13 protein-coding genes are annotated in these 11,968 nt (G+C 64.5%); 4 read left to right on the forward strand and 9 right to left on the reverse strand.

From position 1 onward, the window contains the following. Nucleotides 1–74 precede the first annotated feature (74 nt). Nucleotides 75–899, forward strand: a complete 825-nt coding sequence (locus AB4Z00_RS04930; protein WP_442045149.1) for a sensor histidine kinase — start codon at nucleotides 75–77, stop codon at nucleotides 897–899. Here the strand turns inward: AB4Z00_RS04930 and AB4Z00_RS04935 are convergent. The 7 genes from AB4Z00_RS04935 to AB4Z00_RS04965 all read right to left on the reverse strand — a co-directional run bounded on the left by AB4Z00_RS04935 (nucleotide 896) and on the right by AB4Z00_RS04965 (nucleotide 6,923). Beyond that, entirely contained in the window at nucleotides 896–2,428 is a 1,533-nt protein-coding gene (locus tag AB4Z00_RS04935; protein WP_442045150.1) for an ATP-binding protein, read from the reverse strand. The two genes, AB4Z00_RS04930 and AB4Z00_RS04935, sit on opposite strands and share 4 nt — an antisense overlap. Nucleotides 2,429–2,582: 154 nt before the next feature. Beyond that, on the reverse strand, nucleotides 2,583–2,981 hold the full coding sequence (locus tag AB4Z00_RS04940; RefSeq protein WP_442045151.1) for a response regulator transcription factor: 399 nt from the start codon (nucleotides 2,979–2,981) through the stop codon (nucleotides 2,583–2,585). A gap of 81 nt (nucleotides 2,982–3,062) precedes the next feature. Further along, the gene (locus tag AB4Z00_RS04945; RefSeq protein WP_442045152.1) at nucleotides 3,063–3,713 is read right to left on the reverse strand and encodes a response regulator transcription factor; all 651 of its coding nucleotides are present in this window, start codon (nucleotides 3,711–3,713) and stop codon (nucleotides 3,063–3,065) included. After that, nucleotides 3,710–4,237: an RrF2 family transcriptional regulator gene (locus tag AB4Z00_RS04950; protein WP_442045153.1), complete on the reverse strand. Its 528-nt coding sequence runs from the start codon at nucleotides 4,235–4,237 to the stop codon at nucleotides 3,710–3,712. Before AB4Z00_RS04950 ends, AB4Z00_RS04945 begins: the two co-directional genes overlap by 4 nt. Nucleotides 4,238–4,276: 39 nt before the next feature. Continuing rightward, a complete protein-coding gene (locus AB4Z00_RS04955; RefSeq protein ID WP_442045154.1) occupies nucleotides 4,277–5,026 on the reverse strand; it encodes a glucose 1-dehydrogenase in 750 nt (249 codons plus the stop codon). Between the two features lie 14 nt (nucleotides 5,027–5,040). Continuing rightward, a complete protein-coding gene (locus tag AB4Z00_RS04960; RefSeq protein ID WP_442045155.1) occupies nucleotides 5,041–5,661 on the reverse strand; it encodes a CDGSH iron-sulfur domain-containing protein in 621 nt (206 codons plus the stop codon). Then, entirely contained in the window at nucleotides 5,658–6,923 is a 1,266-nt protein-coding gene (locus tag AB4Z00_RS04965; protein ID WP_442045156.1) for a ferritin-like domain-containing protein, read from the reverse strand. The genes AB4Z00_RS04960 and AB4Z00_RS04965 overlap by 4 nt, the downstream gene beginning before the upstream one ends. 220 nt (nucleotides 6,924–7,143) lie before the next feature. Here AB4Z00_RS04965 and pdxR point away from each other — a divergent pair, with 220 nt between their 5' ends. Genes pdxR through AB4Z00_RS04980 form a run of 3 tightly spaced genes read left to right on the forward strand, consistent with a single transcriptional unit; the run spans nucleotide 7,144 to nucleotide 9,621 of the window. Then, nucleotides 7,144–8,613 (forward strand): MocR-like pyridoxine biosynthesis transcription factor PdxR, encoded by a 1,470-nt coding sequence (gene pdxR / locus AB4Z00_RS04970; protein ID WP_442045157.1) that lies wholly within the window; start codon nucleotides 7,144–7,146, stop codon nucleotides 8,611–8,613. 3 nt (nucleotides 8,614–8,616) lie between these two features. Further along, nucleotides 8,617–9,291, forward strand: a complete 675-nt coding sequence (locus tag AB4Z00_RS04975; RefSeq protein ID WP_442045158.1) for an FMN-dependent NADH-azoreductase — start codon at nucleotides 8,617–8,619, stop codon at nucleotides 9,289–9,291. A 45-nt stretch (nucleotides 9,292–9,336) separates the two neighbouring features. Further along, on the forward strand, nucleotides 9,337–9,621 hold the full coding sequence (locus tag AB4Z00_RS04980) for a GNAT family N-acetyltransferase (RefSeq protein ID WP_442045159.1): 285 nt from the start codon (nucleotides 9,337–9,339) through the stop codon (nucleotides 9,619–9,621). 307 nt (nucleotides 9,622–9,928) lie between these two features. On the opposite strand, the gene AB4Z00_RS04985 is transcribed toward AB4Z00_RS04980, so the two are convergent. Both AB4Z00_RS04985 and AB4Z00_RS04990 read right to left on the reverse strand, forming a co-directional pair. Continuing rightward, the gene (locus tag AB4Z00_RS04985; RefSeq protein WP_134093580.1) at nucleotides 9,929–10,942 is read right to left on the reverse strand and encodes an aldo/keto reductase; all 1,014 of its coding nucleotides are present in this window, start codon (nucleotides 10,940–10,942) and stop codon (nucleotides 9,929–9,931) included. 16 nt (nucleotides 10,943–10,958) lie between these two features. Beyond that, complete coding sequence (locus AB4Z00_RS04990; RefSeq protein ID WP_442045160.1) at nucleotides 10,959–11,948, reverse strand: aldo/keto reductase; 990 nt, start codon at nucleotides 11,946–11,948, stop codon at nucleotides 10,959–10,961. Between the last annotated feature and the right edge of the window lie 20 nt (nucleotides 11,949–11,968).

An 11,968-nucleotide genomic window follows, 5' to 3' on the forward strand; every position in this document is an offset into this window, starting at 1 on the left:
CAACGAATTGGCAGGCGAGCATCCCACCTGTCCGGCTCCTCACTTTTCTCTCTCATCCACACCCGGAGTTAGCGATGTCCATGCCCCGATCTGCGATTTCCGATCACAAAGCCGTTGCGTCCACGCAGCAATTGCGCAGCGAGCAGGCCGCGCTGCGATCCCATGCTCTGCCCATCATGATCGGCGGCATGACACATGAGCTGCGCAACCGCGTCCAACTGCTGACCAGCACGATCGATATCCTGAAATCGGCCACCAGACTGGAACCGGACGAAATTGCCAGCGTGATCGACGACGCGGCCGAGGGAGTCAGCCAGATCGGCCGCATGGTCAGGGCATTCCTTCAGTTCGCTGCGCCCGAGGCGCGCACCGACGAAACGGTGGACCTCTGCACCCTGCTCGAAAGCTGCCAAAGGCGTCTGCAATGGTTGGTGAAGGACAATGTGACTCTGGCGGTACATGCGGCGCCGGACCTTCCGAACCTGCGCTGCAACCCGTGCCGGCTGGAGAACGTGATCGTCGATCTCGTCCTCAACGCCGACAGCGCCATTGCCGAGCGCGGCCTGATCGTGATCGCGGCCAAGCGCGCGGCCGCAGACGGCATCATGCTGGAGGTGGCAGACAGCGGCACGGGAATGACCCGCGAAGTCCAGGCTCAGGCCTGCGAGGCCTATTTCACCACCAAGCTTGACGGAACCGGGCTCGGCCTCGTGAACGTCCATCGCTTCGCCCGGGACCTTGGCGGCGCCTTGACGATCGACAGCCACCATGGCGAAGGAACGACCATCCGCCTGATCCTGCCGGCGGAGCGCATCGAACCTGATGTCCGGCGAAATGACGAATGGCTGGACCAGGCCCTTGCCGACAGCTTCCCCGCCAGCGATCCGCTGCCCTATTAGCTGTCACCCGGCCGATCCTGCACGCCAGGAATCGTCACTTCCACCTTGGCGCCGCCATCGGCCCGGTTCGAGATCTCGATGCGCCCCTGATGGGCCGAAATGATGGATTCGCAGATCGACAGGCCGATGCCCATGCCTCCGTCCTTGGTGGAGAAGAAGCCGTCGAAGATCCGTTCGAAGTGTTCCGGCGCGATGCCCGGTCCATTGTCGCAGATCACCACCACCGCCGTCCCGTCCTGGTTCGTGCGGGTGACCACGATGATATGGCGTCCACCAAGGTGTTCGCCGGTCTCCAGCGCCTGCGCGGCATTCAGGAGGAGGTTGACCAGGACCTGCTGGAGTTCGACCCGGTCACCCAGCACGCGCGGAGAAACCTTTGCCAGCGTCATGCTGAGCGCAATCGACCGGTTCTCGATATCGTGGCGGACGAAGAGCAAGGCCTCCTCGACAATGGCATTGAGATCGAGGACCATCCGCTCCGGCCGCCGTTTGGCCGCCATTCCCCGGATCCGCTGGATGATGTCGCCCGCGCGACGGGCGTTGGCTGCAATCCGCGAGGTCAGGTGCTGTATCTTGCTCAGATCGGGGGCGCCGCGCCCCAGCCAGCGCAAGCTGGCATCGGCATTCGTAACGATCGCGGCGAGGGGCTGGTTCACCTCATGGGCTATCGATGTCGTCAGCTCGCCAAGCGTGTAGATCCGCGCGGCATGGGTGAAATCGGCCTGGATCTGGCGGAGCTGTGCCTCGGTCTGTAGCCGGGCGGTCACGTCCTCCAGGCTGATCATGGTGATATCGAGGAGTTCGGGCGCAGTGGGATAAGTGACCGAGATGCGCACGTCGCGCAGTTCTCCATCGTGACGCGCGATACGGGTAATTTCGGTATAGGAGCGTTTGCCTTTGAAATGGGCGTTCATCACGCGCCGCGCGGTGTCCTGTGCCTGGGAGAACAGATACTCCACCGAGGTCAGCAGCGGCGCCGGATCGTCCAGGCCGAACAGGCTCATGGCATAGTGGTTTGCATCGGTTACGCGCACCGCCTCGCACGAGAACGCGACCAGTTCGGGATGGGCGTCTAGGTACGCGAACAGGTCCATCACCCCTTCCGTCCTCAGCCGGCTCCATATCGGCTCCATGGCCGTGGCATCGACCTGCAGGAGCGCAAACGGCAAGTGATGGATCAGCCTGCGAAAGCGCGCCTCGCTCGTCCACAACTGGTAATAAGTGCGGTTCTGCTTCAACTGGCCGGAGACCGAGAAGAACACCTCGTCCCGGTCCCCTTCGTCCCGCCAGACCGAAAGCGAGGGACGGTCGAGGACCAGCGAGCGGACTTCGCGCACCTCCCTGCCCGCCGCAGGCTTCCGCCGGGCCAGGGCCGCTATGGCATCTGCCAGTTCCGGTTGGCTTTCGGGCGGCCAGACTTCGGCAAGCGATTGGCCCGCAATTCCGCCGCGCGCCGAGTAAGGCACGATCAGATGGACCGCCGCTTCGTTGAGATCGACGACCCGCGTTCCGGAAAGGAGCGAAGCCATGCCGTCCAGGCCAGTAGATTGCTCAAGCTGCGCCGCCTCAAACAAAGGGCGAAGCGCGGAGATATCGATGCGGAAGCACGGCAGCTCCATGCCATGAATATCGCTCGCTGCGGGGAATGCAGGCCGCTCTGGGTGTTGAGGGCCCTGCTTCATGTCATCCGGCATCCGTACGGGGATCGGAACCCGATCCGCTCAACGCGCGCTCAAGGCTCGCGAGCATCATCGCATCGTCGACCGGCTTCATGAGATAGGCGCAGGCCCCACCTGCCACGGCTCTCTGGCGGCTGTGTTCATCCATGGCCGATGTGAGAACGATCACCGGTGTCCCTGCGCCAAGCTCCTTCAGGCGATCGATCACGTCCAGCCCATTGATCTCCGGCATGCGAATGTCGGTGATGACGCAGTCGAACCGGCCAGACGGAAATGCCGCAAGAAACGCGCTTCCCCCTTCGAAGGGGCGGCAGACGAAGCCCATCACTTCAAGCAGTTCGCACAAGGCTTCACGGACGTCCTCATCGTCATCGATAATTGCAACTGTCGGGGCGGATGCCAAAGAAATACCCTTGTGGTTCGGGCCTGCGGCCGCCCTTCCAATTTGCCGCCAAACCGCCCGGGATTATAACTATACCAAGGTCTAGGTCCCTACCGCTTCCCGCAACTCCGTGGGCAGGCTTTCCCAGGCGCGGATCAGTTCTCCGAGCGAAGCGGCCTCCATTTTCTTCATCACATTGCCGCGATGGAGTTTCACCGTGATCTCACTGATGCCGAGATCGTAGGCGATCTGCTTGTTGAGACGGCCGCGAGCGACTTCGCGCAGCACTTGTTCCTCGCGCGGGGTCAGGCTCTGGAAGCGCTCCACATGCCGCCGTACGCGGGCGCGCTCGGCGCTCTGGGCAATATCGCGCTCGATACCGGCGGTTACCGCATCGATCAGCGTCTGGTCGCGCACCGGCTTCGTCAGGAAGTCCACGGCGCCGGCTTTCATGGCCTGAACCGACATCGGGATATCGCCATGCCCGGTCAGGAAGACGATCGGCTTGGCATTGCCCGCCGCGACCAGATGATGCTGAAGATCGAGGCCGCTCGCCCCCGGCATTCGCACATCGAGTATCAGGCAGCAGGGCCGATCCGGAAGCGGCACCGCCAGAAGTTCCCGGGTGGAGGCATAGCAGGCCGCCTCTATCCCGACCGAGAGCATGAGTTCGGCGATGGCCATGCGGATTTCCTCGTCATCGTCGACCACGATGACCAGCGGCTGTCCCGCGGCAATTGCGATGTCCATCATGTGCCCTCTCCCGTCCGCTGGGCCGGCTGCGCCTTGCGGTTCTCGAACCAGTCGCTGACGGAAGCCGAAAACGTATCGGGCGCCTTGGTCGCAACGGAGGCGGATATCTGGGCGAGCGTCTGCGCCGCCAGCGAACTGCGCATCGCCTTTTCGGCTTGCAGCATCGCGGCATGGATCGAACAGACGCCGTGGTCGGCCCAGGCCGGTCGCTCCGGCTGGAAGAGGGCGCAGCGCCCCCGCACTTCCTGGCAATCGAACAGCGGCTTGCGCCCCTCGATCGCGTCGACAACATCAAGCAAGGTTATCTCTTCGGGCGGACGTCCCAATCGGAAGCCGCCGCGGGCGCCCTCGAAAGCACGGACGATTCCCGCTTTCTCCAGCTTGGCCAATATCTTGAGGAGATAGCTGGGAGGAATGCCCTGGAACGCCGCCAAATCCCGGCCGCTGCGCGGTCGATCGCTCTCGCCCACCAGCCAGAGGAGCGAGTGCATGCCGTATTCCACGCTGACGGTAATGTGCGCCATAACGTGGATCATACGAGTCCACGTTATGGCGCACAAGTCCTAGAGCAGCGCCATCCCTCCATCGACGCGAAGATTTATGCCCGTTACGAAGCTGCTCTCGTCCGAAGCCAGGAACAGCGCCGCGCGGGCCAGTTCGTCCGGTGCGCCGAGCCGCCCAAGCGGAATCGCCGCCGACATCCCGGCTATGAAACCCTCCAATTCCGCCTCCGGGACACCCAGCTTTTCGATGATGGCGGTATCGGTGGGTCCGGGGCTTAGCATGTTGACCCTGATGCCCCGGCCGCTCAGTTCCACGGCCCAGCTGCGGGCAAAGGCGCCCAGCGCCGCCTTGGTCCCGGCATAGACCGCATGGCCCGCCAGCACCCGCTCGCTGGCGAGGGAGCCTACCACCACGACGGATGCGCCGTAGCGCAGCAAAGGCGTGATCTTCTGGACGCCGAAAAACGTGCCGCGCGTGTTGATACCGAATTGCTGATCGAATTCGGCTACCGTCACCTCGTGAGCAGGCGTGATCGTGTTGACGCCGGCATTGGCGACGTAAATGTCGGCCCCGCCGAACGCCTGGCGCACGATACGGGCCACATCGTCGTGATGCGCCAGATCGGCGACGTCGCCCTGGATGGCCATCGCGCCATCGCCTATCTCTGCCAGGGCCGCATCGAGCGTGTCCTGACGGCGGCCCGTAATCACCACGCGGGCGCCATGCTTCACGAAAAGACGCGCCGTGGCGAGACCGATGCCGCTGCTGCCTCCCGTGACGACGGCAACTTTGCCTTGCAGACTGCTCATGTCCGAATGCTCCTTTATTCGCTGTGAAAGCCGATCCTGCGGTGCGTGCCGTCGCAGAACGGCTTGGTGCTGCTGCCGCCGCACCGGCACAGCCGCGTCTCTGTGACCCGCGACACGATCCGCCCCGTGCCGCTAACGATTTCCAGATTGCCGGCGATGTGCAGCGGACCATCCGTTTCAGGCGCTATCGCCAGCGGCCCATCGCGAACCGCCAGCGCCTGGCTTTCGCGCGTGTCGGGTTCGCCCGACGCCTGGAAACCGGAAGCGACATGCGACTTGTCGCACCAGGGCTTGCGGCGCGATGCTCCGCACCGGCAGAGGGCAGCGCGGTAGCCGTCGGACACGCCATCGATCGCCAGCTGCGCGCGCACGGCATAAGGTCCGTTTTCGCGCACGGCGATGAGGTTGACCTGAGGTGCCGGTTCATTGTGGCCGTCCTTGCGGCTGTATTGCAGCGCGCCCGAGGGACATTCGCGAATGACGGCGCTGACCAGTTCCGGGTCGGTCGCATCGGGGAAAATCCAGTCCCCGGCACGATCGGCCAGAAAACTGTCTGGCGCTCGGGTCACGCACATGCGGGAATGAATGCAGCGTCGCCCCTCGAAGCTGACGGTCATGGCCTTTCCCTCGGTCACCGTGACACCCTCGTGGGCGATGGCGGCGGCGTCCCTTTGAGGCGCTGCACCATCTTGTCGAGCAAGGCCGACGCGCTGCGGCAATGCGGATCGCTCTGGTCGAGGCTTGCCGCCACGCCAGCAAGCTCTTCCACCCGCTCGACGTAAAACCGCCGAGCGGAGGGCCCATGCGGAAGCGCCGCAGCGTTGCGCAGCGCCGTGAAGGTGATTCCGGCGTTCACACCCGGATGGGAAGCCCCGGCCGGAAGCCGCGCGGCGCGCGCTGCGACATGAGCGATGCCGTGCATCAGGCCGATAGCGCACCCCGCGTAAAGGGCTTTTTCCGAATCCTGCGCCGGGATCAGGTAAGTTCCGCCCAGCAGCCGCAGCGCCAGGGCATAGATGGCATTGGCGAGATCCACCGTCGCCACCGCCTCTGGATCTTCCAACCACACGCGCCCCTCGGGACGCGGCGGTTTGCGCAAGACCGGATTCTCGGCGCAGGGCCATGCCGGAGCGAAGGCCGGATTGCGTGCCGTCAGTTCGCGCAGTTCATCGCGCACCGCAACGAAGCGCTGGAAATGCGAACCATCGACATGCTCCGGCGCGCCCTCCCCTTCCTCGACAATGCGCTTCAGTGCCGCCAGCGCGCTTTCAAGCCCCGTAACCGGATCGCCGGCCATCCCGACTTGCGCCGCGGTCAGTTGAAGCGCGGGTTCGCCGCAAAACACCTGCGCTTCCCCAAGCTGGCCGACAAGCCGGCGAAGCTCGTCCTCCAGCGTCTCGTAGAAGATGCCGATCATCGCATAGTCATAGCCTGCGGGCGTGAGCCTGGGCGGCACCGGCGTCCGGCTGGGCCCCGCCGTCTCGAAGCCTGCTCCATCCGGTTCGTCGGAACTTTGCGGCCGTTCGAGATGGATGAAATGCTGGATGACCTCGTCACCGAAAGGCGCCAGTTTTACGGAAATGCCAGCCGGCAGATAGCCCGGTGACAAGGGGAAGTTCGTGCGGCCGAACTGCGGTGCCCCGCCGAGCGCTGCGGTAATATTCCAGACCGCGACCAGATGGTTCATCTCGTCGATCGCGACGTCGAGAATGGTGCGCCGCCAGCGCGCGACGGCCTCGGCTTCCTGCGCGGAAAGGCCTTCCCCTTCGCCGTCCTTCAGGCTGAACGCCGCGTAGAGGTAAGTGCACATAAGGTTCTGCTCCAGCTCGGCCGCCTCATAGAGGGCGTGCATGAGCTTTTCGCGGCTCGCCGGTGGGGCGCTCTGGATGTCCTGCATGTCTGTTCGATGCCGATGCTGCCGAATGGGAGCATGAAGGGTAACGGCCGCGACGGAGGCGAATGCAGGCGCGAGATCCGACAATCCACCTGTACCAAGCCATACCGAGGCCAGCACAGCCTAGACCTTGGGATAGGGCATGCTCGGCTCGACAGTGCACAATTGTACACATAGCCTGCAAAGCCTGTTCCAAGATAAACCAGCACCATGAGGTGATGACGTGGATGCACTAACCCATCCGGCGACGCTTGCGTTCGCCATCGACCGGGCGCGGCCCGTACCCCTGACGACACAGATCACCGCCACTTTGCGCACGGCCATTCTCGATGGCCAGCTTGAGCCCGGCGCCCGGCTTCCCTCCTGGCTCGACCTTGCGGCGCAACTGGGCGTTTCGCGAGGGACCGTAAAAGCGGCGTACGAAAGCCTGGAAGACGAATTTCTCGTGGTACCCTCCGGCGCGGCCGGCACCCGCGTTGCGCAGCTCCGCGCTTCCAACGCATCGGCCGCGCCGGCCGCCGAACCCATCCGGATCGCGCCGCCGCTCAGCGAGATCGAGCATGGCTTCTTCCAGCGCCCGCTGCCGTTCCAGATGGGTGTGCCGGCACAGGATGCCTTTCCCGCCAAGCTCTGGGCCCGGCTCAGAACCCGAGCGGTCAGAGAGGATGCCGGCGCTCCGGTCGGCGTTCCCGATCCGCGCGGCCGCCCGGAACTGCGCGCCCAGATCGCGGCCAATCTCGCGATCACGCGCGGCATCCATTGCCATCCCGATCAGGTGATCCTGACCAGCGGCTACAAGAACGGCCTCTGCCTGACCTTGCTCGTCCTGCAATTGCAGGGCCGCCGGGCATGGGTAGAAGACCCCGGCTATCCGATTGCGCGCATGGCACTGGAATTCGCGGGTCTGGATATCGTCCCCGTTCCGGTGGACGGCGAGGGGCTCGATATTGCCAGCGGCATGGCGCTGGCTTCCGATGCCGCCGTTGCCATCGTCACGCCCGGCCAGCAGGCGCCAACGGGCGTGACCATGTCGAACCGCCGCCGCAAGGAACTGATCGCCTGGGCCGAGCGGCATGGCGGGTGGATCGTCGAGGACGACTATCTCAGCGAACTGCAACTCGGCGGACGCGCCGCACCGGCCCTGATGGCGGGCGACAGGTCCGAGCGGGTGATCCACGTCGGAACCTTCGGCAAGACACTCAGCCCTGCCCTGGGACTTGGCTTCGTCGTCGCGCCATTATCCCTGGCCGAGCGCTTTGGAGAAGTGGCGGCATGCCTCAATCCAGCCCCCAACCTGACGACCCAGCTCGCCGTTGCCGACTTTATCGCGGACGGTCATTTCCTGCGCCACTTGCGGCAGATGAAGGCGCTCTACAAAGCGCGGCGCGATGGTCTGCGGGACCGGTTGGCCGGGCACGACGCGCCGGAATCGTTCGCCGGCCTGGCAATGGTGCTACGGCTGCCAAAAGGAGTGGACGATGTCGCGCTCAGCCGTGAGGCTGTCCGCCACGGCATTGCGCCCGCGCCGCTTTCCGTCTGGCGCCACGATCGCAGCAAGGCCGATCCCGGCCTGCTCCTCTGCGTGACCAACCTGCGCGGGAATGTCCTGGATCGCGCCTGCGACACGCTGGAACGGCTGATCGCCGGGCTCGCACCTCCAGACACGAGCCTGTCCACTCTCGTCGAGGCATGAACCATGAAACTGCTGCACGTCGACGCCAGCCCCAAGGCTGACCGCTCCGATTCCCGCGAGCTGAGCCGATATTTTGTGGACCAGCTTTGCTCGCACCTCCCAACGCTGTCGGCCGACCATCTGGATCTTTCGGCGGAGACGCCGCCGCACCCGACCGCACTCTTTGCGGCAGCGACTTACACGCCCCAGCATGAGCGCACGCGTGAGATGACCGCCGAACTGGCCAGTTCCGATCGTTTGTGCGCCCGGCTGCTGGGCGCCGATGCCCTGCTTTTCGCCATGCCCATGCACAACTGGTCCATGCCTTCCACCTTCAAGGCTTTCATCGACAATATCGTCAGGGCCGGCCTCACGTATCGGACCCGGGACGATGGCGGCTTCGAGGGCCTGCTGTCCGGCAAGCCCACGTTGTTCCTGACGACCCGAGGCGTCGATCTGCGACCCGGCTCGCCATTTCACGGCATGGACGCCCTCACCCCCGCACTGCGAGCGGCTTTCGGGTTCATCGGCATCGCCGCGCCTCATTTCGTGGATGCGCAGCCTTTGCAGTTTGCCGCCGCCGCCGAACGGGCCGCAGCGCTTGCCTCCGCCCGAAAGGCGCTATCCGATTTGGCGACGCGCTGGGCCGTTTCGATCCACGGTACAGAGGTTTCGCCGAGCCTTGGTCCTGTCGGCTAGTCGGCCCGCTTTTATGCTGGGGCACGGAAAAAGCGGAGAAGAGCCATGCCCGGTAAAGTACATGAAAACATTCGCGAGCTTCGGTTCGAGCTTTCGCTTCCCGATCAAGCCATGGCGATCATCAATTACCGCATCGACGAGGCCGGCCGCCTCGTCCTTCTCCATACCGAGGTTCCCGCGGAATTTTCAGGCCGCGGCTTAGGGTCTCACCTTGCCCAGGGGACTTTCGAAATCATTGGCGAGACCTGCCGACAGGCCATTCTCCGCTGCCCTTTCCTCCAGATTTTCTTCCGCAACCATCCCGAATACGCCGGCATCGTCGCCGGCTGAGCAGGAGCGGCCCCTTGAGTTCGTCATTGGCGAGCGGCGTGATAACGATGCCGGGGCTGATCGCATTGATGCGGGCACCGCGACGCCCCCAGCGGAYGGCTTGCGCCTGCAGGCGCAAGCCGTTGCCCCGCTTGGAAAGCTGGCGGTGCGGGCATCGTCGCCCGCATCGCTCAGCACTTTGGCGGCAGTCTCGGCATTTTCGGACCGCAGATCGGCCAGCAGCACGGTCTTGCCCACGCCGAGGCGCCGGGCAATGGCCTGGCCGATAGATCCAGATCTGACAACGACGACGACTTCGCGCTTGCCCTTACTCCTTCTCGGGGGCGTCGATACCCGCCATGGCGTTGGCGGCGGGCGTGTAGCGCTCGCCTTCCACTTCAAGACCGGCAAGCGCCGTCTTGATCCGGTCGCGATCCGCTTCGGTCAGTTCCACCGTTGCAGCGCCGAGGTTTTCTTCGAGCCGGTGCAGCTTGGTCGTGCCGGGAATGGGCACGATATAGTCGCGCTGCGCGAGCAGCCATGCGAGCGCGATCTGCGCAGGCGTCGCGCCCTTGTCCGCCGCGATCTGCTTGAGCAGGTCGACGAAGGCCTCATTCTTGGCCAGAGCTTCCGGCTGAAAACGCGGAATAGTGGCACGGAAGTCGCCTTTCTCCAGCTTGGTTCCTGCACTCATCGCGCCGGTGAGGAAGCCTTTGCCGAGCGGGCTGTAAGGTACGAAGCCGATCCCAAGCTCATCACAGGCATCGAGGATGCCATTGGTCTCAGGGGCACGCCACCATAGCGAATATTCGTTCTGGACGGCGCTGACCGGCTGCACGGCATGGGCGCGACGCAGCGTCCGCACGCCCGGCTCCGAGAGACCGAAGGCCTTCGCCTTGCCCTCGACGATCAGGTCGCGGACGACACCCGCGACATCCTCGATCGGCACGGCCGGATCGACACGGTGCTGGTAGATGAGATCGACCGTCTCGACCCCAAGCCGCTTGAGCGAGCGCTCGACATGGCCACGGATGTTCTCCGGGCGGCTCGATACGCCACGGTTTTCGGATGTCTCCGGATCGATGTCGAAGCCGAACTTGCTGGCGATCACCACCTGGTCGCGGATCGGGCGCAGGGCTTCGCCCACCATGTCCTCATTGGTGAAGGGGCCATAGATCTCGGCGGTGTCGAAGAAGGTGACGCCGCGATCGGCCGCCTGACGGATCAGGGTGATGCCCTCCTCACGGGTGAGGCGATGGCCATAGCTGAAGTCCAGGCCCATGCAGCCGAAGCCAAGGGCGGATACGGTGAGGCCATCCCGGCCGAGTTTGCGCATCTTCATGGCGTGTTCCTTCCGATTAGCGGTAAGAGAGTTCGAGGACGGCGGCGGGAAGGCGCTCGCCGTGGATTTCGATCGCCGCTACCGCGCGCTCGATCTCTTCAAGATCGTCGCTGGTCAGGACGACATCGGCGGCGCCTATATTTTCCTGCACGCGGTCAAGGCGCCGCGTTCCGGGGATCGGCACGATGAACGGCGCACGGGCGAGCAGCCAGGCCAGCGCAACCTGTGCCGGCGTCGCCTGCTTCCCGGCCGCGATTCCGGAAAGGAGATCGACCAGCGCCTGGTTGGCCGTGCGCGCCTCTTTCGTGAAACGCGGCGATCCAGCCCGGAAGTCGCTGCTGCCGATCGGGGTCGAGGGATCGATCTTGCCGGTGAGATAGCCGGCACCCAAGGGGCTCCAGGGTACGAAGCCGATGCCCAGTTCTGCGCAGAGCGGCAGCACGTCCGGCTCGGGATCGCGCGTCCACAGCGAATATTCGCTCTGGATGGCGGTGACGGGCTGCACCGCATGAGCCCGGCGAATGGTGCCGGCGGCGGCTTCGGAAAGACCGAAGTGCCTGACCTTGCCGGCAGCGATCAGATCCTTGACCGTGCCCGCCACATCCTCGATCGGCACCGCCGGATCGACCCGGTGCTGGTAGAGCAGGTCGATGGTCTCGATACCGAGACGCCTGAGGCTCGCATCGACGACCTGTCGCACATGATCCGGACGGCTGTTGACCCCCGCGCCACGTTCCCCGGTGCGCGGGTCGATATCGAAGCCGAATTTGGTGGCGATCACAACCTCGTCGCGGATCGGGCGCAGCGCTTCGCCGACCAGTTCCTCATTGGTCCAGGGGCCATAGGCTTCCGCCGTGTCGAAGAAGGTCACGCCGATATCATGCGCACCGCGAATGACGCGGATCGCTTCGGCATGGTCGGGGGATGCGCCATAAGTAGAGGCGAAGCTCATCGTGCCGAAGCCGATTTCGCTGACGGCCAGACTTCCCAGATTGCGTTGCTTCATGGAAAATGGTCCTTCGAGAG

Source organism: Novosphingobium sp. YAF33, from assembly GCF_052113265.1.
GTDB lineage: Bacteria > Pseudomonadota > Alphaproteobacteria > Sphingomonadales > Sphingomonadaceae > Novosphingobium.

What these genes read in the sequence shown, in the direction of transcription:
- AB4Z00_RS04930 (WP_442045149.1), top strand. Translation starts at nt 75, where the DNA reads ATGTCCATGCCCCGATCTGCGATTTCCGATCACAAAGCCGTTGCGTCC.
- AB4Z00_RS04935 (WP_442045150.1), bottom strand. Translation starts at nt 2,428, where the DNA reads ATGGCTTCGCTCCTTTCCGGAACGCGGGTCGTCGATCTCAACGAAGCG.
- AB4Z00_RS04945 (WP_442045152.1), bottom strand. Translation starts at nt 3,713, where the DNA reads ATGATGGACATCGCAATTGCCGCGGGACAGCCGCTGGTCATCGTGGTC.
- AB4Z00_RS04950 (WP_442045153.1), bottom strand. Translation starts at nt 4,237, where the DNA reads ATGGCGCACATTACCGTCAGCGTGGAATACGGCATGCACTCGCTCCTC.
- AB4Z00_RS04955 (WP_442045154.1), bottom strand. Translation starts at nt 5,026, where the DNA reads ATGAGCAGTCTGCAAGGCAAAGTTGCCGTCGTCACGGGAGGCAGCAGC.
- AB4Z00_RS04965 (WP_442045156.1), bottom strand. Translation starts at nt 6,923, where the DNA reads ATGCAGGACATCCAGAGCGCCCCACCGGCGAGCCGCGAAAAGCTCATG.
- AB4Z00_RS04975 (WP_442045158.1), top strand. Translation starts at nt 8,617, where the DNA reads ATGAAACTGCTGCACGTCGACGCCAGCCCCAAGGCTGACCGCTCCGAT.
- AB4Z00_RS04980 (WP_442045159.1), top strand. Translation starts at nt 9,337, where the DNA reads ATGCCCGGTAAAGTACATGAAAACATTCGCGAGCTTCGGTTCGAGCTT.
- AB4Z00_RS04985 (WP_134093580.1), bottom strand. Translation starts at nt 10,942, where the DNA reads ATGAAGATGCGCAAACTCGGCCGGGATGGCCTCACCGTATCCGCCCTT.
- AB4Z00_RS04990 (WP_442045160.1), bottom strand. Translation starts at nt 11,948, where the DNA reads ATGAAGCAACGCAATCTGGGAAGTCTGGCCGTCAGCGAAATCGGCTTC.